Origin of the sequence: Dryocola sharpae, assembly GCF_051307055.1 — a bacterium.
Taxonomy (GTDB): domain Bacteria; phylum Pseudomonadota; class Gammaproteobacteria; order Enterobacterales; family Enterobacteriaceae; genus Dryocola.
Genome location: NZ_CP149994.1, coordinates 2,610,635 through 2,632,722 on the forward strand (window position 1 = coordinate 2,610,635; position 22,088 = coordinate 2,632,722).

24 protein-coding genes are annotated in these 22,088 nt (G+C 55.7%); 18 read left to right on the forward strand and 6 right to left on the reverse strand.

Annotated elements, in window-relative coordinates; genetic code table 11:
* Nucleotides 1-20: 20 nt before the first annotated feature.
* The 14 genes from fliF to rcsA all read left to right on the forward strand — a co-directional run bounded on the left by fliF (nucleotide 21) and on the right by rcsA (nucleotide 11,613).
* Nucleotides 21-1,706 (forward strand): flagellar basal-body MS-ring/collar protein FliF, encoded by a 1,686-nt coding sequence (fliF, locus tag WLO31_RS12525; RefSeq protein WP_435926927.1) that lies wholly within the window; start codon nucleotides 21-23, stop codon nucleotides 1,704-1,706.
* The gene (gene fliG / locus WLO31_RS12530) at nucleotides 1,703-2,695 is read left to right on the forward strand and encodes a flagellar motor switch protein FliG (protein ID WP_435926928.1); all 993 of its coding nucleotides are present in this window, start codon (nucleotides 1,703-1,705) and stop codon (nucleotides 2,693-2,695) included. The genes fliF and fliG overlap by 4 nt, the downstream gene beginning before the upstream one ends.
* Entirely contained in the window at nucleotides 2,688-3,386 is a 699-nt protein-coding gene (fliH, locus tag WLO31_RS12535) for a flagellar assembly protein FliH (RefSeq protein WP_435926929.1), read from the forward strand. The genes fliG and fliH overlap by 8 nt, the downstream gene beginning before the upstream one ends.
* Nucleotides 3,386-4,744, forward strand: coding sequence for a flagellar protein export ATPase FliI (gene fliI, locus WLO31_RS12540; protein WP_435926931.1), 1,359 nt, complete (start codon nucleotides 3,386-3,388; stop codon nucleotides 4,742-4,744). Before fliH ends, fliI begins: the two co-directional genes overlap by 1 nt.
* Before the next feature lie 12 nt (nucleotides 4,745-4,756).
* Nucleotides 4,757-5,200 carry a flagellar export protein FliJ gene (gene fliJ / locus WLO31_RS12545; RefSeq protein ID WP_435926932.1) on the forward strand — a complete coding sequence of 148 codons (444 nt, stop codon included), beginning with the start codon at nucleotides 4,757-4,759 and terminating at the stop codon, nucleotides 5,198-5,200.
* Nucleotides 5,197-6,420, forward strand: a complete 1,224-nt coding sequence (locus WLO31_RS12550) for a flagellar hook-length control protein FliK (RefSeq protein ID WP_435926933.1) — start codon at nucleotides 5,197-5,199, stop codon at nucleotides 6,418-6,420. Before fliJ ends, WLO31_RS12550 begins: the two co-directional genes overlap by 4 nt.
* Before the next feature lie 125 nt (nucleotides 6,421-6,545).
* Nucleotides 6,546-7,013, forward strand: a complete 468-nt coding sequence (gene fliL / locus WLO31_RS12555) for a flagellar basal body-associated protein FliL (RefSeq protein WP_435926934.1) — start codon at nucleotides 6,546-6,548, stop codon at nucleotides 7,011-7,013.
* A 3-nt stretch (nucleotides 7,014-7,016) separates the two neighbouring features.
* Nucleotides 7,017-8,021, forward strand: coding sequence for a flagellar motor switch protein FliM (gene fliM / locus WLO31_RS12560; protein ID WP_435926935.1), 1,005 nt, complete (start codon nucleotides 7,017-7,019; stop codon nucleotides 8,019-8,021).
* A complete protein-coding gene (gene fliN, locus WLO31_RS12565; RefSeq protein WP_435926936.1) occupies nucleotides 8,018-8,428 on the forward strand; it encodes a flagellar motor switch protein FliN in 411 nt (136 codons plus the stop codon). Before fliM ends, fliN begins: the two co-directional genes overlap by 4 nt.
* Nucleotides 8,429-8,432: 4 nt before the next feature.
* The gene (gene fliO / locus WLO31_RS12570) at nucleotides 8,433-8,810 is read left to right on the forward strand and encodes a flagellar biosynthetic protein FliO (protein WP_435926937.1); all 378 of its coding nucleotides are present in this window, start codon (nucleotides 8,433-8,435) and stop codon (nucleotides 8,808-8,810) included.
* Complete coding sequence (gene fliP, locus WLO31_RS12575) at nucleotides 8,810-9,559, forward strand: flagellar type III secretion system pore protein FliP (RefSeq protein WP_435926939.1); 750 nt, start codon at nucleotides 8,810-8,812, stop codon at nucleotides 9,557-9,559. The genes fliO and fliP overlap by 1 nt, the downstream gene beginning before the upstream one ends.
* 9 nt (nucleotides 9,560-9,568) lie before the next feature.
* On the forward strand, nucleotides 9,569-9,838 hold the full coding sequence (gene fliQ, locus WLO31_RS12580) for a flagellar biosynthesis protein FliQ (protein ID WP_121269108.1): 270 nt from the start codon (nucleotides 9,569-9,571) through the stop codon (nucleotides 9,836-9,838).
* A complete protein-coding gene (gene fliR, locus WLO31_RS12585) occupies nucleotides 9,835-10,620 on the forward strand; it encodes a flagellar biosynthetic protein FliR (RefSeq protein ID WP_435926940.1) in 786 nt (261 codons plus the stop codon). Before fliQ ends, fliR begins: the two co-directional genes overlap by 4 nt.
* 369 nt (nucleotides 10,621-10,989) lie before the next feature.
* Nucleotides 10,990-11,613, forward strand: a complete 624-nt coding sequence (gene rcsA, locus WLO31_RS12590) for a transcriptional regulator RcsA (RefSeq protein ID WP_435926941.1) — start codon at nucleotides 10,990-10,992, stop codon at nucleotides 11,611-11,613.
* A 92-nt stretch (nucleotides 11,614-11,705) separates the two neighbouring features.
* Here the strand turns inward: rcsA and dsrB are convergent, their stop codons facing one another.
* Nucleotides 11,706-11,897 (reverse strand): protein DsrB, encoded by a 192-nt coding sequence (gene dsrB / locus WLO31_RS12595; protein ID WP_435926942.1) that lies wholly within the window; start codon nucleotides 11,895-11,897, stop codon nucleotides 11,706-11,708.
* 130 nt (nucleotides 11,898-12,027) lie between these two features.
* On the opposite strand from dsrB, the gene yodD reads away from it, so the two are divergent.
* Both yodD and WLO31_RS12605 read left to right on the forward strand, forming a co-directional pair.
* Entirely contained in the window at nucleotides 12,028-12,261 is a 234-nt protein-coding gene (gene yodD, locus WLO31_RS12600; RefSeq protein ID WP_435926943.1) for a YodD family peroxide/acid resistance protein, read from the forward strand.
* 282 nt (nucleotides 12,262-12,543) lie between these two features.
* Entirely contained in the window at nucleotides 12,544-13,359 is an 816-nt protein-coding gene (locus WLO31_RS12605; protein ID WP_435926945.1) for a mannosyl-3-phosphoglycerate phosphatase-related protein, read from the forward strand.
* A 65-nt stretch (nucleotides 13,360-13,424) separates the two neighbouring features.
* Here WLO31_RS12605 and WLO31_RS12610 read toward each other — a convergent pair whose 3' ends face one another.
* Together WLO31_RS12610 and WLO31_RS12615 are read right to left on the reverse strand one after the other, a co-directional pair.
* A complete protein-coding gene (locus tag WLO31_RS12610; protein WP_435926946.1) occupies nucleotides 13,425-13,607 on the reverse strand; it encodes a YodC family protein in 183 nt (60 codons plus the stop codon).
* 92 nt (nucleotides 13,608-13,699) lie between these two features.
* The gene (locus tag WLO31_RS12615) at nucleotides 13,700-14,614 is read right to left on the reverse strand and encodes a DUF808 domain-containing protein (protein ID WP_435926947.1); all 915 of its coding nucleotides are present in this window, start codon (nucleotides 14,612-14,614) and stop codon (nucleotides 13,700-13,702) included.
* Nucleotides 14,615-14,786: 172 nt separating this feature from the next.
* Here WLO31_RS12615 and yedA point away from each other — a divergent pair, with 172 nt between their 5' ends.
* Nucleotides 14,787-15,704, forward strand: coding sequence for a drug/metabolite exporter YedA (gene yedA, locus WLO31_RS12620; RefSeq protein WP_435926948.1), 918 nt, complete (start codon nucleotides 14,787-14,789; stop codon nucleotides 15,702-15,704).
* Here the strand turns inward: yedA and WLO31_RS12625 are convergent, their stop codons facing one another.
* The 3 genes from WLO31_RS12625 to WLO31_RS12635 form a co-directional block, all read right to left on the reverse strand.
* On the reverse strand, nucleotides 15,705-16,205 hold the full coding sequence (locus WLO31_RS12625; protein ID WP_435926949.1) for a very short patch repair endonuclease: 501 nt from the start codon (nucleotides 16,203-16,205) through the stop codon (nucleotides 15,705-15,707). It lies immediately after the preceding gene.
* A gap of 12 nt (nucleotides 16,206-16,217) precedes the next feature.
* Nucleotides 16,218-17,630, reverse strand: coding sequence for a DNA cytosine methyltransferase (locus WLO31_RS12630; RefSeq protein WP_435926950.1), 1,413 nt, complete (start codon nucleotides 17,628-17,630; stop codon nucleotides 16,218-16,220).
* 274 nt (nucleotides 17,631-17,904) lie between these two features.
* Nucleotides 17,905-18,609 (reverse strand): alpha/beta fold hydrolase, encoded by a 705-nt coding sequence (locus WLO31_RS12635; protein WP_435926951.1) that lies wholly within the window; start codon nucleotides 18,607-18,609, stop codon nucleotides 17,905-17,907.
* 377 nt (nucleotides 18,610-18,986) lie between these two features.
* On the opposite strand from WLO31_RS12635, the gene WLO31_RS12640 reads away from it, so the two are divergent.
* Entirely contained in the window at nucleotides 18,987-21,986 is a 3,000-nt protein-coding gene (locus WLO31_RS12640; protein ID WP_435926952.1) for an autotransporter domain-containing protein, read from the forward strand.
* Nucleotides 21,987-22,088: the final 102 nt, after the last annotated feature.

Here is a 22,088-nt window from a genome sequence, read left to right on the forward strand (position 1 = left end):
GCTAAGCCGCGAGGTGCGCAATGACCGCTGCGGCCCAGGCACAAACATCGCCGAATAAAACTCAGGAATGGCTCACCCGTATCCGCGCAAATCCTAAAATTCCTTTAATCATCGCGGGCGCTGCGGCTATCGCTGTTATTGTGGCCTTAACGTTATGGGCTAAACAGCCTGACTATAAGGTGCTGTACAGCAACCTGGCCGATCAGGACGGGGGCGCGATCGTCACCCAGCTGACGCAGATGAACATTCCCTATCGTTACTCCGATAACGGCAGCGCGATAGAAGTCCCCGCTGATAAAGTTTATGACCTGCGTTTGCGCCTCGCTCAGCAAGGGTTGCCGAAAGGCGGAGCGGTAGGCTTTGAGCTGCTGGACAAGGAAAAGTTTGGCATCAGCCAGTTCAGCGAGCAGGTGAACTACCAGCGTGCGCTCGAAGGTGAACTTGCGCGCACCATCGAAACGCTCGGTCCGGTGAAAAGTGCTCGTGTGCACCTCGCCATGCCAAAACCTTCTTTATTCGTCCGTGAACAAAAATCCCCGTCCGCCTCCGTCACGCTGAACCTGCAGCCAGGTCGTGCGATCGACGAAGGACAGGTAAGCGCGGTTGTGCATATGGTTTCCAGCGCCGTAGCGGGACTGCCGCCGGGCAACGTTACGCTTGTGGATCAGGGCGGGCATTTACTGACGCAGTCCAATACCGCCGGGCGCGATTTGAACGACGCGCAGCTTAAATACTCCGCCGACGTGGAGAGCCGCTATCAGCGCCGTATCGAGTCCATCCTTGGCCCTATCGTCGGCAACGGCAACGTGCATGCCCAGGTTACCGCGCAGATCGATTTCGCCAATAAAGAACAAACCGAAGAGCAGTATCATCCGAATACCGATCCGTCGCAGTCCGCGATTCGTTCACGCCAGATAAATCAGAGTGAGCAGGTTAACGGCCGCAGCCCGGGCGGCGTGCCGGGCGCGCTGTCTAACCAGCCTGCGCCGCCAAACAGCGCGCCTGTTACCACGCCTGCGCAGCCGAATCAGGCAAACCAGGCGAACGCCGGGCAGACGCAGTCTACCTCGACCTCCGCACAAACCGGCTCCAGCAACACCCAGCGCGACGAGACCACCAACTACGAAGTGGACCGCACCATTCGCCATACCAAGCTTAACGTGGGCGATATCCAGCGCCTGTCCGTTGCCGTAGTGGTGAATTATCGTCAGCTGGCCGACGGCAAGCCGCTGCCGCTGACCAACGATCAGCTCAAGCAAATCGAAGACCTGACTCGTGAAGCGATGGGCTATTCAGAGAAGCGTGGCGATACGCTCAACGTCGTGAACTCGCCGTTTACCACAAGCGAAGAAACCAGTGGCGAACTGCCGTTCTGGCAGCAGCAATCGTTCTTCGATCTGCTGCTCTGGGCGGGCCGTTGGTTAGTGGTGCTGATTGTCGCCTGGCTGCTGTGGCGTAAAGCTATCCGTCCGCAGCTGCAGCGCAAAAATGAAATTCTGAAAGCCCAGGTTGAAGTCCAACGCCAGCGCGAAGAAGAAGATGAAGCCGTCTCCGTTCGCCTGAGCAAAGACGAACAGCAGCAACAGCGTAAAGCTAACCAGCGCCTGAGCGCCGAAGTGATGAGCCAGCGTATCCGCGATATGTCTGATAACGATCCGCGCGTCGTTGCGCTGGTTATCCGCCAATGGATGAGTAACGAACTATGAGTATTACCGGCACCGAAAAGAGCGCCATTCTGTTGATGACTATTGGCGAAGACCGCGCGGCTGAAGTATTCAAGCATCTCAGCCCGCGGGAAGTGCAGCACGTGAGCGCGGCAATGGCGAACATTCGCCAGATCTCCAATAAGCAGTTGACCGACGTGCTGGCGGAGTTTGAGCAGGAAGCGGAGCAGTTCGCGGCCCTTAGCGTTAACGCCAACGATTATCTGCGTTCGGTGCTGGTCAAAGCGCTGGGCGAAGAGCGCGCCTCAAGCCTGCTGGAAGATATTCTCGAAACGCGCGAAACCACCTCGGGCATGGAAACGCTCAACTTTATGGAACCGCAGAGCGCGGCGGATCTTATTCGCGACGAGCACCCGCAGATCATCGCCACCATCCTTGTGCACCTCAAGCGCGCTCAGGCCGCCGATATTCTGGCGCTGTTCGACGAGCGCCTGCGCCACGACGTCATGCTGCGTATCGCCACCTTTGGCGGCGTGCAGCCGGCGGCGCTGGCAGAATTGACCGAAGTGCTCAACAACCTGCTCGACGGCCAGAACCTCAAGCGCAGCAAGATGGGCGGCGTGAGAACGGCTGCGGAAATCATCAACCTGATGAAAACGCAGCAGGAAGAAGCGGTTATTACCGCGGTTCGCGACTTCGACGGCGAACTGGCGCAGAAAATTATCGACGAGATGTTCCTGTTCGAAAACCTCGTCGAAGTGGACGATCGCAGCATCCAGCGCCTGCTGCAGGAAGTGGAATCCGAATCGCTGCTGGTCGCCCTCAAAGGCGCCGAACAGCCGCTGCGCGAGAAGTTCCTGCGCAATATGTCGCAGCGTGCGGCCGATATTCTGCGCGACGACCTCTCCAACCGCGGCCCGGTTCGTCTCTCCCAGGTGGAGAACGAACAGAAAGCCATCCTGCTTATTGTTCGTCGCCTGGCCGAAACCGGCGAGATGGTAATTGGCACCAGCGAGGATACCTATGTCTGAGTCGCTGCCCTGGAAGATCTGGACGCCGGACGATCTGGCGCCCACGTCCAGCCCGGTGTTTGAAAGCCTGATGCCGCAGGAGGTTTCCTCAGAAGAACCTGCCGCAGAAAGCGAGCCGGATTTGCAGCAGCAGCTGGCGCTGCTGCAGATGCAGGCGCATGAGCAGGGCCACCGGGACGGTTACGCTGCGGGACATGCCGAAGGCGTTGAAGCAGGCCGCAAGGCTGGCTTTCAGCAGGGTATCGAACAGGGTCTCAACGAGGCGCAACAGCAGCAGGCTCCCGTTCACGCCCGCATGCAGCAGCTTGTCAGCGAGTTTCAGCATACGCTTGATGCGCTCGACAGCGTTATCGCCTCGCGCCTGATGCAGATGGCGCTGGAGGCGGCTCGTCAGGTCATCGGCCATACCCAGGGCATCGATAACGCCGCGCTCATTAAACAAATCCAGGGACTGTTGCAGCAGGAGCCGTTGTTCAGCGGCAAGCCGCAGCTGCGCGTTCATCCGGACGATCTACAGCGCGTGGAAGATATGCTGGGCGCGACGTTAAGCCTGCACGGCTGGCGTTTACGCGGCGATCCGAGCCTGCATCAGGGCGGCTGTAAAGTCTCCGCCGACGAGGGCGATCTGGACGCCAGCGTCGCAACGCGCTGGCAGGAACTCTGCCGTCTTGCCGCGCCGGGAGTCCTGTAATGACCGCCCGGCTAACGCGTTGGCTTAACACGCTGGACAGCTTTGAAGAGCGCATGGCGAAATTACCAGCCGTGCGCCGCTACGGCCGCCTGACCCGCGCCACGGGCCTGGTGCTGGAAGCGACCGGTTTACAGCTTCCCCTTGGCGCAACCTGCATCATCGAGCAACACAGCCGTGAAGTGGAAGCCGAAGTCGTTGGCTTTAACGGCCAGAAACTGTTTCTGATGCCGCTTGAAGAAGTGGAAGGAATTTTGCCTGGCGCGCGGGTTTACGCGCGCATCTCAGGCGAAGACGGCTCGCACGGCGGCAAACAGCTGCCGCTCGGCCCGGCGCTGCTTGGCCGCGTGCTGGATGGCAGCGGGCGTCCACTGGACAGCCTGCCCGCGCCAGAAACCGCCACCTTCGGCGCGCTGGGCGCCGCTCCGTTTAACCCGCTGCAGCGTACTCCTATTGAGCACGTGCTTGACGTCGGCGTGCGCCCTGTCAACGCCCTGCTCACCGTCGGACGCGGGCAGCGTATGGGTCTTTTCGCGGGTTCCGGCGTCGGTAAAAGCGTGCTGTTGGGCATGATGGCGCGTTACACCCAGGCCGACGTGATTGTCGTCGGGCTGATTGGCGAACGCGGCCGTGAAGTAAAAGATTTTATCGAGAACATTCTCGGCCCTGAAGGCCGCGCGCGTTCGGTGGTGGTCGCCGCGCCTGCGGATGTTTCACCGTTGCTGCGCATGCAGGGTGCCGCCTATGCCACGCGCATCGCCGAGGACTTCCGCGATCGTGGCCAGCACGTGTTGCTGATTATGGACTCCCTTACCCGCTATGCCATGGCGCAGCGTGAAATCGCGCTGGCGATCGGTGAGCCACCGGCAACCAAAGGCTATCCGCCTTCCGTCTTCGCCAAGCTGCCGGCGCTGGTGGAACGTGCCGGTAACGGTATTCATGGCGGTGGATCGATTACCGCGTTTTATACCGTGCTGACCGAAGGGGACGACCAGCAGGACCCGATCGCGGATTCAGCGCGCGCCATTCTGGACGGGCACATTGTGCTCTCGCGTCGTCTCGCCGAGGCGGGGCACTACCCGGCGATTGATATCGAAGCGTCGATTAGCCGCGCCATGACCTCGCTGATAACCGATCGGCACTATGCGCAGGTGCGCAATTTCAAACAGTTGCTATCCAGCTTCCAGCGCAACCGCGACCTGGTAAGCGTTGGCGCCTATGCCAAAGGCAGCGACCCGATGCTCGATAAAGCCATCGTGCTCTGGCCGCATCTGGAAGCCTTTTTGCAGCAGGGGATTTTTGAACGCAGCGGCTGGGAAGACGCCTGCGCGGCGCTGGAACTTATCTTCCCGACGGTTTGATGAGAGGTAACTATGGGCCAAAGCACTGCACTGGAAACGCTGCACGAACTCGCCGAGAAAGAGGTGGAGAACGCGGCGCTACGATTAGGCGAAATGCGTAAAGGGTTTCAACAGGCGGAAGAGCAGCTCAACATGCTGATTAACTATCAGTTTGAGTACAGTACTAACCTGAACACCAGCATGAGCCAGGGGATTGCAAGCACCCGCTGGCAAAACTATCAGCAGTTTATCCAGACGCTCGAAAAAGCCATAGATCAGCACCGTCAGCAGCTCAGCGCCTGGACCAGTAAGGTCGACCAGGCGCTGAACTTCTGGCAGGAAAAACAGAAAAGATTGCAGGCCTGGCAAACCCTGCGGGAACGTAAAGCCACCGAGAGGCTGCTTGCTGAAAACCGGCTCGATCAGAAACAGATGGATGAATATGCCCAGCGGGCGACAATGAGGAAAGGCGAATGATCAAACTGCCCCTGTTAAACACGACCGCCGACGCCGACAGCGGCCTGACCGCCACGGCCACGGGCGAGAAAGGTCTGAGCGACGGTTTTCTCGATTTATTCAGCAAGGCGCTACCGGGCCTCGCCTCGCCTGAGGGCGGCGAAACGCTGTCGCTGAGCGCCGCGCTGAACAAAGCCACCGGCCGGGATCTTAATGCACAGGACGCCGCCGCGGGCAAAACGACTCTCGCAGATTTGCTCAACAAGCTCGATATGGACAAGCCTGAAGCGCTTTCCGCCCTGCTGGCAAATGTGGGTAAAGCCACAGGCGCGGATAAAACCGAGCAGGCCGCTACAGCGCAGGAGAGCACGCGCGATCTGAGCACCGCTGATATGCAGGCGCTGAGCGCCCTCTTCGCCATGCTGCCACAGCAGAATGCCGCGACGCCTGCTGCAACGCTGACCTCGACGGCCAGTAAAGATAGTGACGAGGCTTCACCGCTGAGCGCGCTGCTGGCGGGCGGCGCGCAGCAAAAAACGACGGCAGCCCGCGCCGATGACGGCCTGAGCGCTGCCGGCAAAAACCAGCCAGCCGACACCACTTTCGCCGCGAAATCCGTTGCACCCGGGGCAAATCAGGTAGCAGATGACAGCACGCTCCCGGTCGTCGCCGTTGATAAAGAGAGTCGCGACAGCGCTATCAGCAATAACACCACGCCGACGGTCAGTACGCCGACCATCAGCAGCGCAACGGTCAGCACGCCGGTGAGTACGCATATCGCCACGCCGGTTGCGCCGCAGATTAGCGCCCAGCTGGGAAGCCAGGAGTGGCAACAGGCGGTGAGCCAGCACGTGACGCTGTTCACCCGTCAGGGCCAGCAAAGCGCCGAGCTGCGCCTGCATCCGGAAGACTTAGGTCAAATCCAGATAAGCCTCAAGCTTGACGATAACCAGGCCCAGCTGCAGATGACCTCCCCGCACAGCCACGTGCGCGCAGCGCTCGAAGCGACGCTTCCTGCGTTACGCACGGCCCTTGCGGAAAGCGGCATTCAGCTCGGCCAGAGCAATATCAGCAGCGAAAGTTTTGCTCAGCAACAGCAGCAGTCGGGCCAGCAGCAACAGCAGTCGCAGCGCTCCGCGGGCAGCTTCCCTTCTCTGGGCGGCGAGGCTGAAGCCCTTGCCGTTCCTGCCAGCGTGCAGCGCCTTGCCTCGGGTAACAACGCCGTGGACATTTTCGCCTGACGACGGCAATAAGGCGTAAACGGCAGAGGTAACAACAAATATCCCGTGTTTTCCAGGCTTTGATGCCGGGGCGACGCGGGATAATCGCACCATAAAGCAGTATCGATACAGGAATAAAGCGTTATATGACTGACATCGCTCAGACCAAAGGCCGCAAGCGCTCCATCTGGATGCCGTTACTGGTCCTGATCACACTCGCCGCATGCGCTACCGCGGGTTACAGCTACTGGCGGATGCAGCAGCACCCCGCCAGCGCTCAGGCTGTAAAACCGGAGCCGCCGCCCGCGCCGGTCTTTTTTGCGCTGGATACTTTTACCGTCAACCTTGGCGATGCGGATCGCGTGCTGTATGTCGGCATCACGCTGCGCCTGAAAGATGAAGCGACTCGCCAGCGCCTGAGCGAGTTCCTGCCGGAAGTGCGTAGCCGCCTTCTGCTGCTGTTTTCCCGCCAGGATGCGACTGCCCTTGCCACCGATGAAGGCAAGCAGAAGCTGGTAGAGGCAATTAAAAATACGCTGGCGCCGCCTCTGGTTGCCGGTCAACCTCAACAGGTGGTCAGCGACGTGCTGTATACCGCCTTTATTTTGCGGTAGAGCATGGGCGATAGCATTCTTTCACAGGCTGAGATTGATGCGCTGCTAAACGGCGACGCCGACAGCAGCGACGAACCGATTGCCGGGGCAGTAAGTGAAACCAACATCCGCCCCTACGATCCTAATACCCAGCGCCGCGTGGTGCGTGAACGCCTGCAGGCGCTGGAGATTATCAACGAACGTTTCGCTCGTCAGTTCCGTATGGGGCTGTTTAACCTGCTGCGCCGTAGCCCGGATATTACCGTCGGCGCGATCCGTATTCAGCCGTATCATGAGTTTGCGCGTAACCTTCCGGTGCCGACCAACCTCAACCTGATGCACCTGAAACCGCTGCGCGGCACCGGCCTGTTCGTCTTTTCGCCAAGCCTTGTGTTTATTGCGGTGGACAACCTGTTTGGTGGCGACGGCCGCTTTCCGACGAAAGTTGAAGGCCGCGAGTTTACCCATACAGAGCAACGCGTCATTAACCGCATGCTGAAGCTGGCGCTGGAAGCTTACAGCGACGCGTGGAAGGCCATTTATCCGCTTGACGTGGAATACGTGCGCTCCGAAATGCAGGTGAAATTTACCAACATTACGACGTCGCCGAACGACATCGTGGTGAATACGCCTTTCCATGTGGAAATTGGCAACCTGACCGGCGAATTCAATATTTGTCTGCCGTTCAGCATGATTGAACCCCTGCGCGAACTGCTGGTGAATCCCCCGCTGGAGAACTCCCGTCAGGAGGACCAAAGCTGGCGCGATACGCTGGTGCGCCAGGTGCAGCATTCTGAACTGGAACTGGTGGCGAACTTTGCCGACATTCCGCTCAGGCTGTCACAGATACTAAAACTAAAACCTGGCGACGTGCTGCCTGTCGACAAGCCGGATCGCATTCTTGCGCATGTCGATGGTGTACCGGTGCTGACCAGTCAATACGGCACGCTAAACGGCCAGTACGCCCTGCGCGTCGAACACTTGATCAACCCGATACTGAATTCGCTGAATGAGGAACAGCCCAAATGAGTGATATTAATCAACCGTCCGACGATAATGCAGGCTCCGTGGACGATCTGTGGGCTGATGCGTTGAACGAACAAAAGGTCTCCAGCAAAAGCAGCGCGGACAGCGTATTCCGCGCGCTTGAAGGCAACGACGTTGTAGGTTCAATGCAGGATATCGACCTGATTATGGATATCCCGGTCAAACTGACCGTGGAGCTGGGCCGTACCCGCATGACCATTAAAGAGCTGCTGCGCCTGTCGCAGGGTTCCGTAGTGGCGCTTGAAGGCCTGGCCGGCGAGCCGCTGGATATCCTGATCAACGGCTATCTGATTGCGCAGGGTGAAGTCGTGGTCGTGGCCGATAAATACGGCGTGCGCATCACCGATATCATTACGCCATCGGAACGTATGCGTCGCCTGAGCCGTTAACAGCATGAAAACCCAGACCACCGTTCAGCAGCAGCCCGCCGTCAGCTCCAGCTCGCCTTTAGTGCAGGTGAGCGGCGCATTGACGGCAATCATTTTGTTTATTTTGCTGGCGGCCTGGCTGGCTAAAAGGTTTGGCCTTACCGGCAGAACCGGCAGCACGAAGGGGCTTAAGGTCAGCGCCAGCTGTAACCTTGGCCCGCGCGAACGCGTCGTGGTTGTGGATGTAGAAGACGCCCGCCTTGTGCTGGGCGTTACCGCGACGCAAATCACCCATTTACATACTCTCCCACCTGCGCCGGCAAGCGTCGATCCCCTGCCTGCCGAACAGGTGGATTTCCAGAGCCTGATGAAAAATTTGCTTAAACGTAACGGGAAAGCCTGATGAAACGTTTTCTCTCCTTCTCGTTAATGGGTATTCTGGTCAGCCTGCTGTTTGTTACGCCGCAGGCGCTGGCGCAGCTGCCGGGCCTGGTAAGCCAGCCGATGCCGAACGGCGGCCAGAGCTGGTCGCTGCCGGTGCAGACGCTGGTGTTTATCACCTCGCTGACCTTCCTGCCCGCTATTTTGCTGATGATGACCAGCTTCACGCGCATCATCATCGTCTTCGGCCTGCTGCGAAACGCACTCGGCACGCCTTCCGCTCCGCCTAACCAGGTGCTGCTGGGCTTAGCGCTGTTTCTGACCTTCTTTATTATGTCGCCGGTGTTCGACAAGATTTATACCGACGCCTACCAGCCGTTTAGTGAAAACAAAATGGAGATGCCGGAAGCGATTGAGAAAGGCGCGAAGCCGCTGCGCGAGTTTATGCTGCGGCAGACGCGCGAAGCGGATCTGGCGCTGTTTGCTCGTCTGGCTAACACCCCGGCGATGGAAGGCCCGGAGGTAGTGCCGATGCGCATTCTGCTGCCGGCCTATGTCACCAGCGAGCTGAAAACGGCTTTCCAGATCGGTTTTACCGTGTTTATTCCGTTCCTGATTATCGACCTGGTTGTGGCCAGCGTGCTGATGGCGCTGGGGATGATGATGGTGCCGCCGGCAACCATTGCCCTGCCCTTCAAGCTCATGCTCTTCGTGCTGGTTGACGGCTGGCAGCTGCTGGTCGGCTCGCTTGCGCAAAGCTTCTACAGTTAAGGTGAAACGATGACGCCTGAATCGGTCATGATGATGGGCACCGAGGCGATGAAGGTTGCCCTGGCGCTCGCGGCACCGCTGCTGCTGGTCGCGCTGGTGACCGGCCTGATTATCTCCATGCTGCAGGCGGCGACGCAGATTAACGAAATGACGCTGTCGTTCATTCCGAAAATCCTCGCCGTTTTTGTCACCATGATTGTGGCAGGCCCGTGGATGCTCAACCTGCTGCTTGATTATATGCGCACGCTGCTCACCAATTTGCCGACGATGATTGGATGATCCACGTTGACAGCGACCAGTGGCTGAATCTACTGAGCATGGGCTTCTGGCCTTTTATACGCATTCTGGCGCTCATCAGCACAGCGCCCATTCTCAGCGAACGTGCTATTTCGAAAAAGGTAAAAATTGGCCTGGCGCTGATGATTACCTGGATCGTCGCCCCGACGCTGCCGATGAGCGGCGTGACTATTTTCTCTGCCGCGGGTTTCTGGCTTGCGGCGCAGCAAATCTTAATCGGCATTATGCTGGGCTTCACCATGCAGTTCGCCTTTGCCGTAATTCGTACCGCAGGCGAGCTTATCGGCCTGCAAATGGGGCTTTCTTTCGCCACCTTCTTCGACCCGGGCAGCCGCCTGAACATGCCGGTGCTGGCGCGCTTTATGGACATGCTGGCGATGCTGCTGTTCCTGACGTTTAACGGTCATTTATGGCTGATCTCAATGCTGGTTGATACCTTTCACACGCTGCCAATTGGCGGCGAGGCGATCAACAGCAATGTATTTATGGCCCTTACCCGCGCGGGCGGATTCATTTTTCTTAACGGATTGATGCTTGCCCTGCCCTTAATCACGCTGCTGCTGACGCTTAATATCGCGCTGGGTTTGTTAAACCGTATGGCGCCGCAGCTTTCCGTATTTGTAATTGGTTTCCCGGTTACGCTCTCCGTTGGCCTGCTGGTTATGGCCGCACTGATGCCGCTGATTGCGCCTTTTGCTGAACATTTATTTAGTGAGATTTTTGATTTGCTGGCAGATATAGTCAGTGAAATTCCGAAGAATTAACCGCTTTTTCCTCATGGCCTCTCTGAGGTTATTCCTAAAAAGTATTTCAAATAACATCCACCAGGATAACTCTGCTGCGGGATATTAGATTTTACCTCTCTCACAGTTCATAACATTTACTTTACTTTGGGAACATTCCTGGCAAATTATACATAACTTTACGGGATAGTGATCGCGCCTGAAATACTTCCGTAGCGTCATTTATCTGCAACTCAAGTCAATGGCTGGAAAGCGTTTTTCCCCGCCATTTTCCCGGGATGGAACAAAGGCGCGGAAGTGCTGGCAGGGAAGTTTCGTAATGGCAGGCGCTCAACAAAGCGGCCTGCTCAATCGAAGCTGTTCGGATAATACACTTGGTGAGGGTTTGCTATGTCAACGATTATTATGGACTTATGCAGTTATACCCGGCTGGGGTTGACCGGCTATCTGGCTAGCCGCGGAATAAGAAAACGACAAATTACCGATGTTAAGAATGTAGAAGAGCTGGCCCAGGCCTGTCAGTCACAGCTCCCCAGCGTGGTGTTTATTAATGAAGACTGCTTTATTCACGACCCGCAAAGCAGCCAGCATATTAAGCAGATCATTAATCAGCATCCCGGCACCCTGTTTCTGGTTTTCATGGCCATCGCTAATATTCATTTTGATGAATATCTGCTGGTGAGAAATAATCTGCTTATCAGTTCGAAATCCATTAAGCCGGAATCGCTGGACGAAATTCTTGAAGAGTATTTAGCAAAAAATGCGCAATGCATCGGACACATTAATTTACCTACGCTTTCGCTGAGCCGAACTGAATCAAGCATGCTGAAAATGTGGATGTCCGGCCAGGGCACGATTCAGATATCCGATCAAATGAACATTAAAGCCAAAACGGTATCGTCACATAAAGGCAATATTAAGCGCAAAATAAAAACGCATAATAAGCAGGTGATATACCATGTGGTACGGCTCACCGATAACGTCACCAACGGCATTTTCGTTAACCTGCGTTAATTAAGCAAAATTATGTCGGGTGGCGCTACGCTTACCCGACTTACAAAACTGCGGCTCCTTTGCGTCAATCTCTGGCCCGCTTGCCGGGTCCGTTACTGCTGCAGCTGCTCGACAAAAATCCCGTCAGGATGCCCCGTCTCATTAAAGAACCAGATCCCCAGCGGATAATCCTCAAGGGAGACCAGGTACATCGTCCCCTCGCTGAACTGCTCCACGGCCAATACCACGCCAGAGCGGCGAGGGCCGCCGTCGGTCTTCACGGTAACGCGATCGTTGATATTCATACCAAAATCCTCCAGTTTCTTTGTGCCAGTGTAGATCAAAAACGTTTGATTCACACCGAACGCCTGCCTAGGTAAGGCATTCTGTTGAGCCGTCTATACTTAAGGCTGGTGACTGGCAGGAGGATATGGCATGAAGACCGCAAAAGAGCCCAGCGATACGGAGCAGCGGGAGGTCAGTATTGACGTCGATGCCCTGCTGGCGGCAATCAACGAAATCAGTGAGAGCGAGGTGAAGCGTGCGGATAGTGAAGAAGATCCGCACCGGGTCAGCGTCGACGGACGAGCATGGCACACCTACACTGAGCTTGCGGAAGCCTTTGAGCTGGATATTCACGATTTCAGCGTCAGTGAGGTCAACAGATAACGAAAAAGCATCCCGGCCGGGGAAGCCGGGATGTAAAAGCATTATGCATGCAAGAAGCATTTGAAATTCGCTACATCAGGAAATCTGATGTCGATAACCACCTTACTGCAAAATTTTTGTAAGACAAGAATATATTGCTGAAATGAATATTTACCACACAACATATTCACCACACTTTTTCTCCATAATTTCCCGGCGGCGCTGGCTTTCAGGAAACGATCCCGGTTTAGCGAAGCGCCCGGCGCGGTAATTATTTGAGATTAATCCTAACGAGGGATCCCGATGCCACATTTGCACGACTCGCTGCTTATCGTCTCCGACCTTGACGGCACCCTGCTGGACCATAACACCTACCGCTGGGAAGCCGCGAGCGGCTGGCTGGGCGTATTCAGGCAGCGGGACATTCCTCTGGTCCTGTGCAGCAATAAAAGCGCCGCTGAGATTATTGAATGGCAAAAAGAGCTGGGCATTGCCGGGCAGGCGTTTATCGCTGAAGATGGCGCGGTAATACAGCTGGACGCGCGCTGGAGCGGCAGCGAAAGCTTTCCACGAAGGATTGCAGGCGTCCGTCACGATGAACTGATGGATTTGCTTAATAACCTGCGCAACCAGTCTGGTTTTAAATTCACCTGCTTTGCGGATGTGGATGTAAACACCCTGAGCGAATGGACGGGATTAACGCACAAACAGGCGGCCCTGGCGCGCCTGAGAGAAGCATCTGAGGCTTTTATCTGGCGAGATTCGCAGGAAATGTTCAGCGCTTTTGCCGAACGCATAGCGGAGCTGGGCCTGATGCTGGTTCAGGGCGGGCGCTTCTGGCACGTAATGGGCATGCAGGGCGACAAAGGCCAGGCATTGCGCTGGCTCTATCAGCAGTACCAGCAAAACGAAGGTAAAACCTATACGACAATCGGCCTGGGCAACGGCCCGAATAACGCAATGCTGCTGGACAACGTTGACTACGCCGTGGTGGTAAAAGGCTACAGCCGTGAACCCGTTGTTTTACGTAATGATAATCCTGCGCGGGTTTACCATAGCCTTCATTACGGTCCGCAGGGCTGGAAAGAGGGGCTGGATTACTTTATTCCTTCCCGGTAACCGGTTGTATTGACGGATGCAGGGCGTCATAAAAATACCCGGACAGTAGCCGGGTATTTTTGCACTTATCCTTGTAGCTGCTCCCTCTCCTCCTGCGCGCGCGCCAGGTCATCCTCGCGGAAAGCCTCGCGTTTTACGCCATAACCGTCATACCAACGACACTCCACCATGCCGTTTGAAAACCCGGTAACGATCATCTTTGGACCGCCCTTCTTAGGCTGGACTTCATCGCTGACCACATAGACCATAATTGCCTCCGGTATCAGGGGTGAAAACTTTTACAGTTATAGTCAAAAAGCAGCATTTTTGCCCGGTGCCAGGCGCAAATTTATGCAAATTCTTAGTGCGAACCCTTGCCACGCAGATGGTTTATCCCGTTCACAGCCGCTAAAACTACCGCGCCGACAATAAAACCAAGCGCCATATTGACAAGCGTCGGCGCGATCAGATGGACGACACCGCCCGCTTTTTCAGTCCAGTGCTCAATCGCGTGGTGTAAAGCGGGGATGCCGTGGACCAGAATCCCGCCGCCGACAAGGAACATGGCCAGCGTGCCGACAATCGACAGAAACTTCATCAGCCACGGCGCCAGCGCCAGCAGCGCTTTACCCACACCCTGTGCAATCTGCGAGCGTTTATCAGCCAGCCAGTAGCCTAAATCGTCAAGCTTCACGATCATCCCTACCAGGCCGTATACGCCCACGGTGACCAGGATCGCAATACCCGCCAGCACCACAATTTGATTCAGCAGCGGCGCATCCGCTACGATGCCCAGCGTAATGGCGACAATCTCAGCCGAGAGGATAAAATCGGTGCGTATAGCGCCTTTTACTTTATCCTTTTCATAAACCATCGGGTCCTGCGCGGCAACGGCGTCAAGCCGGGCCTTCTTTTCTTCAGGCGTCTCCTTGTGCTTGCGGGCCTGAAAACTGTGCACCACCTTCTCAACGCCCTCAAAACACAGGAACGCGCCGCCAACCATTAATAGCGGCGTTATCGCCCAGGGCGCAAAGGCGCTGATCACCAGCGCAAGCGGCACCAGAATAAGTTTATTAAGAAAGGATCCCTTCGCCACTCCCCATACCACCGGCAGCTCGCGGTTGGCGCGCACCCCCGAAACCTGTTGGGCATTGAGCGATAAATCATCCCCTAAGACGCCAGCGGTTTTCTTTGCCGCCACCTTTCCCATCAGCGAGATATCGTCCAGCAGCGTGGCAATATCATCAAGGAGCGTTAATAAGCTACTTCCGGCCAAAATCACCATCCTTTTTTGTTAAGTTGCTTTTTAGTATGGAGCAAAACCCGGCGCACGAAAATTAAAGTCATATGTCAACGAAAATTAACAAGATAATAACAAGTAAACTACTCGCCAGGCTGATAGTTTTGACGTTAACTATTAGCTCGTCAAAGCCATGTCGTGAGGGAGTATGCGCGTTCGTTCAGGTCAATTATTACCGCTGATAGCGGCGCTTTTTGCGCTGTATATCATTTGGGGTTCCACCTATTTTGCTATCGCCATCGGGGTGAAAAGCTGGCCGCCGTTTATGATGGCCGGCGTGCGTTTTATGAGCGCAGGTGTGCTTTTGCTGAGCGTATTGTTATTGCGAGGCCATCAATTACCGGCAATAAAACCTCTGCTCAATGCCGCCCTGATCGGCGTGCTGTTGCTCGCCGTGGGCAACGGCTTCGTAACCGTTGCGGAACATCAGCACGTTCCTTCCGGTATAGCGGCGGTGATGGTAGCCACCGTGCCGCTGTTTACCCTGTGCTTTAGCCGCCTGTTCGGCATCCCGACGCGCAAGCTTGAATGGCTGGGTATCGCCATTGGCCTGGCGGGCATCATCCTTCTCAACAGCGGCGGCAACCTGAGCGGCAATCCCTGGGGCGCGATCCTTATTCTGACTGGCTCGCTGAGCTGGGCGTTTGGCTCCGTCTATGGTTCCCGCATTGAACTGCCGACCGGCTTAATGGCCGGTGCGATTGAGATGCTCGCCGCAGGCTTCGTGCTGCTTTGCGCCGCCGCGGCTACGGGCGAACGCCTGACGGCCATGCCGACAACCGCGGGCTTCCTGGCCGTAGGCTACCTGGCGCTGTTCGGCTCGATAATCGCCATCAGCGCCTATATGTATCTGATCCGCAACGTCGCTCCTGCGGTGGCGACCAGCTACGCCTACGTTAATCCTGTCGTGGCCGTGCTGCTTGGGACAGGATTCGCTGGCGAAAGCCTGTCTCCTGTCGAATGGCTGGCGCTGGGCGTGATTATCTTCGCGGTCGTGCTGGTAACGCTTGGGAAATATCTGCTGCCCCCAAAGCCGGTAGTGGGGCCGTGTGAAGCCGAAAGGTAGTCAGTCTGCGGGTGGCTTTTGCCACCCGTCGTCATTGAGTGCATGGATACCGAGCGTATCAATCTGCGCATGATGGCCCCCGCTGCAAATCCACTCCTCCAGCCTTTCTGTTATCGCCCCATCGCTGAGCTTTTCACGCCCTCTTAGCGCGCATTCCCAGACCAGCAGCACGCGCCAGCCCTCCCCCAGCAAACGCCGGATATCGCGTTTATCACGCTCAACGTTCCTGCCGATTTTCTCCAGCCAGAACTCAGTGCGCGTGGCGGGCACTTTAAAGAGATAACAGTTGTGATGATGCCAGAAGCAGCCGTGGGTGAAGATAATGCAGCGATGGCTATCAATAACAAAATCGGGACGACCGGCAAGCTGCTCATCCTGCACGCGAAATTCAAATCCGCATTCGGTGAGCAAGCCCGCCAGGCGCTTTTCGATGGCCGTATCGCGTGTGGCAATGGCGCGCATATTTTTGCTGCGCACGGCTTTGCTGTGAACATCGGCCATCTTTTTCTCCGTTTAACGTTTTTGCACAGCCTGCCCGATCTTCTCTTCCAGCAGTTTCGCTACGGCGGCAAAGGCAGGCACCACAACCGAGTTGCCAAACTGACGGTAGGCCTGCGTATCCGAAACCGGAATACGGAAGGATCTTCCCTCGGGCGCTTCAAAACCCATCAGACGCGCGCATTCACGCGGTGTTAAACGACGCGGACGACGCAGCTGGTTTTCGTGATCGTTGAAATCCAGTTCGCCAAGCGCTTTATCCCAGCCGCGATCGATGAGAACTTCGGCGCCATCTTTGTAATAGCGTGCCGAAAGCGTTCTTGCCACGCTTGCCGGATTGGTTGGGTCTACCAGACCATAGCCAAAACCGTTGCCTTTTGCCTGATGTTTTTTCGCGTAATTATAAAGGTATTTCCACAGCACAGGCGTGAGGATGTATTTGGCATCCACCGTTGGTTCAAGCAGCTCGCCAAAGGTTGGGCGGCGCTGCGGGTATAACGCATTGAGCGCGCGCAGCGTGAAATCCTGATGCAGGTTAAGATCGCGGCGGAAGCCCACCAGCACAATACGTTCACGGTGCTGCGGTAAAAAGTGCTTTCCGTCGACGATCTTAGGATCGCCTGCGCCCGTAACGGCCGCATCGGCGATCTCATAGCCCAGGCTATCAAGCGTTTCCATAATGATGCGGAAAGTATTGCCCTTATCGTGGCTTTTAAGGTTCTTAACGTTTTCCAGCACAAAAATTGCCGGGCGTCTGGCGTCAATAATGCGCGCAACGTCGAAAAACAGCGTGCCCTGGGTTTCACAGGCAAAGCCGTGGGCGCGGCCCAGCGCATTCTTTTTGGAGACGCCGGCGAGGGAAAACGGCTGGCAAGGAAATCCCGCCAGCAAAACGTCATGCTCCGGCAGCGTCGACCGGATATGCGCCGCAGCCTCCTCGTCGCTAAGATCGGTGCGATGGCTTTGCGTAATATCGCGAATATCTTCATTGAACCTGTGCCGCTCGGGATCGCAATACCAGTTGGCTTTGTAGGTCCTTACCGCGTGCTTATTCCACTCGCTGGTAAACACGCATTCGCCGCCAATCGCTTCAAACCCGCTGCGGATACCGCCGATACCGGCAAATAAGTCGATAAAGCGAAACGCGTATTTCCCGTGATGGGCGGGCGGCGAAGGCAGCATGCTTTTCAGCATTTTAATTTCGACCTCGACCAGCCGCTTGTTCGTCAGTTTGCCATTCACCCAGCGATTGATGGTTTCACGCGTCCAGTGGCTTCCGCTGACGGCGCGTAATACCTCTGCCACGACCTTTTGATCATAAATTTCCAGAACCTTTTTCAGCAGAGACAACTCTTCTTGTTGTTTATTTTTATCCGCGTCCCGTGACTGCTCAATAAGTTCATCAATAACCGGCTGTAATGCTTGCATACTAGCTCCATCTGGGTTGAATGTGTGATGATTAGTCACGGATTCAACCCTAACATAGCGGTCTGTTTATGTATACGGTACATCTGTAATTCAAAGCGCTTATTATGGAAGCGGAAGTACAATAATTGTGCTACCCAACTTTTATAGGGCACGGATTTTAGCTTTAAAAGAATTCTGCTTCGTTAACAGCTATTTTTTGCTCAGCTGATAACAAGGTTGCTATATATTTTTTTAACCCGGCGAATAAAATAATGTCCTAAAAAATTACAGCCTTTTAATCAGAGTCCACTCTGCCTTGCCCAATCCGTACAGGTATTTTAGGTGCAGGCCCGCAACCTACTCTCTTTTTTAATAACGCCGGCCAGATGGCGGCCCAGTCAGATCCGTGAGCCATGCCGCGCACCGTCTCAGCCTGCGCGCATTGCGTTCCCACCGCGCGCTGAAAACGTTCGGCCACCGCAGGAGGCACGATATCATCCGCGCCTCCGCTGAAATGGATCTGCGGCATTGCGGCAAGCTGCGGGGCTATACCGATGGCATTTACGGCTTCAGGCATCGCTGAAACACGATGCAGCGTATTGACATAGGCGACGTCAAGATTGCCCGCAACCGTGCGCAGCGAAGAGACATCGCTTCGCCGGGCCGCCAGCAGCGCGGCAATGTTCCCACCGCCGGAATAGCCTACCAGCTCTATTTTCGCGCCGGGGTAGCGTTGCATAACCTGGCTGAGCGCGCCATCCATCGACTCGATAACGGAAGGTGAGAAACGCTTATCGGTCCACCAGGCAGGCGTACAGACAGCGGGTAATGGCACTGCTGTGAACTGGCAGGGACGGGCCAGATAAAGCACGTTGTCCGACGGATCGGCTGCCGCCAGCATCAGGCCAACGGGGTTACGCGGCGTGGGATCGTCTGATGGACGCGTGCGGCTCTTCCAGGCAAAACCGTCGCCCTCAATGTAGACCCGCAGTAACTTCACCGGCGGTGCAATCCGCTGCCAGCTGACGAGCGTGAACCTTCCGGATTGTAAATTTTCACCGAGCAGGCCTTTTTTTTTCGCCAGTGTGCTACCGCGCACATGAGGATTGGGGCCTGCACAGCCGCTGAGGAAAAAAATTATACCAATCAATAACCAGCCAGCGACTCGTTTACTGAACATTTGCATTCAAGCCCCGCAAAACGTGATGCATATCACCGCACGCTTAGAAATTTGATGGTTCAAACAAGAAATAATTAAACCGCGCTTATTGTTTTTTGCAAGCAAATGTATATTCTTCGCCCGAATGGAATCAGATTAATCTGATCCAGGTTCACACCTGTACATTAATTGATTTAAGCAACATCGCGACGGTACACATGAAGAAATCACGTATCAGCCAGCATGGCTCATTGCTGGTGGCATTAACCTCTGCGCAGGGATTGCTGGCAACACCGGCCCTCGCGGTGAGCGACTATACCATAACCGACTCTCAGCAGAACGTTCAGATCTCCAGCGCTTATGACTCCGTTACCATAACCGCTCCGGGCACCGTTACCGGTACTCAGACGCATGCGCTTTCCGTCATTCAGGGTGTGCTCGTCGGCACGCTGGAAAACGCGGGACTCATTACCGGCACCGGTTATTCTGCACTGAACCTTGACGGAAACATTAGCAATATTAATAACTCAGGTACAATTGAGAGCAACGGTAACGCCCTCGACACCGTTCACCTGAGCGCAACAGGTCAGGTCGGTAGCCTGATGAATAGCGGCGCCATCACCGGCTCAACGAACAATATCTTTTCCGGCTCAAGTAACGCGACTATTAACAACGCCGGGGTGATTAACAATCTGACAAATACCCAAAGCGGTACCATCAGCGGTTATACCGCGATCAACAATACCGGCCAGATTGACGTACTGAATAACGCTGGCACCATTCATATGGATAATAACTCCGGTCATTACTCTGAGAATGCCGCAGTTTTAAACAAGGGAACTATTGGTACATTTAATAATACCGGCCTGATCGACAGCGGCAGCTCAAACAACGGCTATAGCGAATCAGCCGTGTTGAATCAGGGCACGATTAACACGCTGATAAACGATGGTATCATCAGAAGCAGTTACTTTGGCGTGCAAAACCGGGGCACGATTGGCACATTCACCAATAATGGTGAAATCAGCGGCGCTATCGTTGGCGTTTATAATTATTATAACAACAATAATATTAATGCTGCTAACGGCAATGTCGTTAATAACGGGCTAATCAGCAGCAGCATCTACGCTATATATAATGCTGATAATAATAATTCGAATGCATCATTTAATATCGTTAACAGCGGCAGGATTACCGGCGATAGCTATGCCATCTTCAATAACGCTTACGGTAGTACCTCCACAACTTCTATGACAATCGCCAACAGTGGCATCATCGAAGGTAATATTTCAAACGCTAGTTCCTTGCCGCTAATCATCGAAGGCGGCAACGGCAGTACCGGTATCCTGACGGGTATTAACGGAATCGGGCAAATCGACAACCCGAACAGCGATGTGATTTTCAGCACCGGCCGCCTGCTGCTTGATGACAACATTTCGACCCAGGGAACCGTTAACAACGATGCGGCATCGCTGCAAATCAACAACACGATCGCCATTAGCGGTAACTACCATCAGGGCAGCAACGCGGCACTGATCGTCGGCGTCGCTGACACGGCGGTGGCTAACGCCTCTTCTGCCGATACCGGCTATGGCCGTCTGGTCGTGAACGGTTCTGCGATCGTTGACGCAGGTTCAGGCGTCAGCCTGGCCCGTACCGGTAATACATACCAGTTCGCCGCCGGTCAGCGCTACGTAGTCATCGATGCCAGCAGCACCGACACCAATTACAATGTGGATCGGTTACGCTACCAGGCCGCGGGTTATACCGGTGCAGCGACTGGCTCGACCTATGACGAAAATGGTCGTAGCTCGCTGGTTGTTACGCTGCAGGAACCCGTCACGCCGCCGCCAACGACGACCCCAACGGATCCGACTACACCAGTGACGCCGGCTCAGCCGAACCCGACGCCAACGACGCCAGCAACACCCGATCCGGTTCCGACGACGCCTGTCACCCCAACGACGCCTGTGACGCCCGATCCGATCCCAACCACGCCGGTAACTCCCGATCCGATCCCGACGATGCCTGAGCCGGTTCCGACAACGCCAGCCACGCCGGCCACCCCGGACTCCACCAAACCGGGCTGGGCAACCATTCCAAACGCCACGGCAGCGTTGGGCGGACTGGGTCATTATTCGGGCATTTCTCCGCAGCTGCTTGAGCTCTATAACGCCTCGCTGGCGATTGCAGACCAGAAAGAAGCAAACCGCGTGGGCGAGCGCCTCTCTGCGAGCCAGAATATTAACACCAGCGCCGCGACAAACGTTGCAACCCTGACGGCCATGTCCGTAGTTACCACCCACATGGATCTTGCTCGCAATCCGCAAACGGCAGGCATAAGCGGCGTAGCAACGGGCGATGCTTACAGCGAATGGATCCTCTGGGGTCAGCCGTTCGGTGGGTATGCCCGCCAGGACAGCACCAGCAATGTCAGCGGCTATAGCGCGAAATTCGGCGGCCTGATCCTCGGTGCCGACCGTGCGCTGGGCGACGACTGGCGCGTAGGCGGCGCAGTCAACTACAGCAACACCTCTGTTCATGGTAAAGATAACCTGAGCGGCAACGCCTCCACCGCCGACAACTACGGTCTGATTGGCTACGCAGGCTACACCGGCAATCCCTGGTATGTGAATTTGTCCGCCGGCGTCAACCGTCAGAACTATGATTCTACCCGCCGCACAGACTTCACCGGCTTCTCCGGTAGCGCACAGGGTAAATTCAACGGCCAGTCTGTCACGCTGCAAAGTGAATTTGGTTATCCGCTCACGCTGCCTGCTGAGGTGATTGTCACTCCGCTCGCGGCCCTCTCTTATAGCTATCAGCACGTTGACGGCTATAAAGAAACCGGTGGTAACGGCATGGCGCTGGACGTGAGTTCAAGCCATACGCAGTCTGTAGCGAGCAATATCGGTGCGCGCCTGGAAAAAACCTTCGATACCGGTCTGGGTAAACTGACCCCCTTTGCGCAGCTCTCCTGGATCCATGAGTACGACAACACCGAAACCAGCAGCACCGCAACCTACGCAGCCGACACTATTGGTGAAACGAGTTTCACTTCCAGAGGTATCGCACCGGTGAAGGATATGGCAGGCGTGGCTATCGGCAGCACGCTGTATAACGCTAACGATTTGAACCTCGACGCACGTTACGATCTGCAGGCGGGCGAGCGCTACCAGGCACATACCTTCAGCCTGCGTTTACGCAAGATGTTCTGAAACCATCGACGGTAAGCAACAGGTAACGGGGCCATTAAGGCCCCGTTTTTTTGCACATTTGAATTTCTACCGTATCCGGCAGATAGTGATGGTTTTGGCAAT

Coding starts and splice junctions, on each gene's coding strand:
- fliF (WP_435926927.1), top strand. CDS start 21: ATGACCGCTGCGGCCCAGGCACAAACATCGCCGAATAAAACTCAGGAA.
- fliG (WP_435926928.1), top strand. CDS start 1,703: ATGAGTATTACCGGCACCGAAAAGAGCGCCATTCTGTTGATGACTATT.
- fliH (WP_435926929.1), top strand. CDS start 2,688: ATGTCTGAGTCGCTGCCCTGGAAGATCTGGACGCCGGACGATCTGGCG.
- fliI (WP_435926931.1), top strand. CDS start 3,386: ATGACCGCCCGGCTAACGCGTTGGCTTAACACGCTGGACAGCTTTGAA.
- fliJ (WP_435926932.1), top strand. CDS start 4,757: ATGGGCCAAAGCACTGCACTGGAAACGCTGCACGAACTCGCCGAGAAA.
- WLO31_RS12550 (WP_435926933.1), top strand. CDS start 5,197: ATGATCAAACTGCCCCTGTTAAACACGACCGCCGACGCCGACAGCGGC.
- fliL (WP_435926934.1), top strand. CDS start 6,546: ATGACTGACATCGCTCAGACCAAAGGCCGCAAGCGCTCCATCTGGATG.
- fliM (WP_435926935.1), top strand. CDS start 7,017: ATGGGCGATAGCATTCTTTCACAGGCTGAGATTGATGCGCTGCTAAAC.
- fliN (WP_435926936.1), top strand. CDS start 8,018: ATGAGTGATATTAATCAACCGTCCGACGATAATGCAGGCTCCGTGGAC.
- fliO (WP_435926937.1), top strand. CDS start 8,433: ATGAAAACCCAGACCACCGTTCAGCAGCAGCCCGCCGTCAGCTCCAGC.
- fliP (WP_435926939.1), top strand. CDS start 8,810: ATGAAACGTTTTCTCTCCTTCTCGTTAATGGGTATTCTGGTCAGCCTG.
- fliQ (WP_121269108.1), top strand. CDS start 9,569: ATGACGCCTGAATCGGTCATGATGATGGGCACCGAGGCGATGAAGGTT.
- fliR (WP_435926940.1), top strand. CDS start 9,835: ATGATCCACGTTGACAGCGACCAGTGGCTGAATCTACTGAGCATGGGC.
- rcsA (WP_435926941.1), top strand. CDS start 10,990: ATGTCAACGATTATTATGGACTTATGCAGTTATACCCGGCTGGGGTTG.
- dsrB (WP_435926942.1), bottom strand. CDS start 11,897: ATGAATATCAACGATCGCGTTACCGTGAAGACCGACGGCGGCCCTCGC.
- yodD (WP_435926943.1), top strand. CDS start 12,028: ATGAAGACCGCAAAAGAGCCCAGCGATACGGAGCAGCGGGAGGTCAGT.
- WLO31_RS12605 (WP_435926945.1), top strand. CDS start 12,544: ATGCCACATTTGCACGACTCGCTGCTTATCGTCTCCGACCTTGACGGC.
- WLO31_RS12610 (WP_435926946.1), bottom strand. CDS start 13,607: ATGGTCTATGTGGTCAGCGATGAAGTCCAGCCTAAGAAGGGCGGTCCA.
- yedA (WP_435926948.1), top strand. CDS start 14,787: ATGCGCGTTCGTTCAGGTCAATTATTACCGCTGATAGCGGCGCTTTTT.
- WLO31_RS12625 (WP_435926949.1), bottom strand. CDS start 16,205: ATGGCCGATGTTCACAGCAAAGCCGTGCGCAGCAAAAATATGCGCGCC.
- WLO31_RS12630 (WP_435926950.1), bottom strand. CDS start 17,630: ATGCAAGCATTACAGCCGGTTATTGATGAACTTATTGAGCAGTCACGG.
- WLO31_RS12640 (WP_435926952.1), top strand. CDS start 18,987: ATGAAGAAATCACGTATCAGCCAGCATGGCTCATTGCTGGTGGCATTA.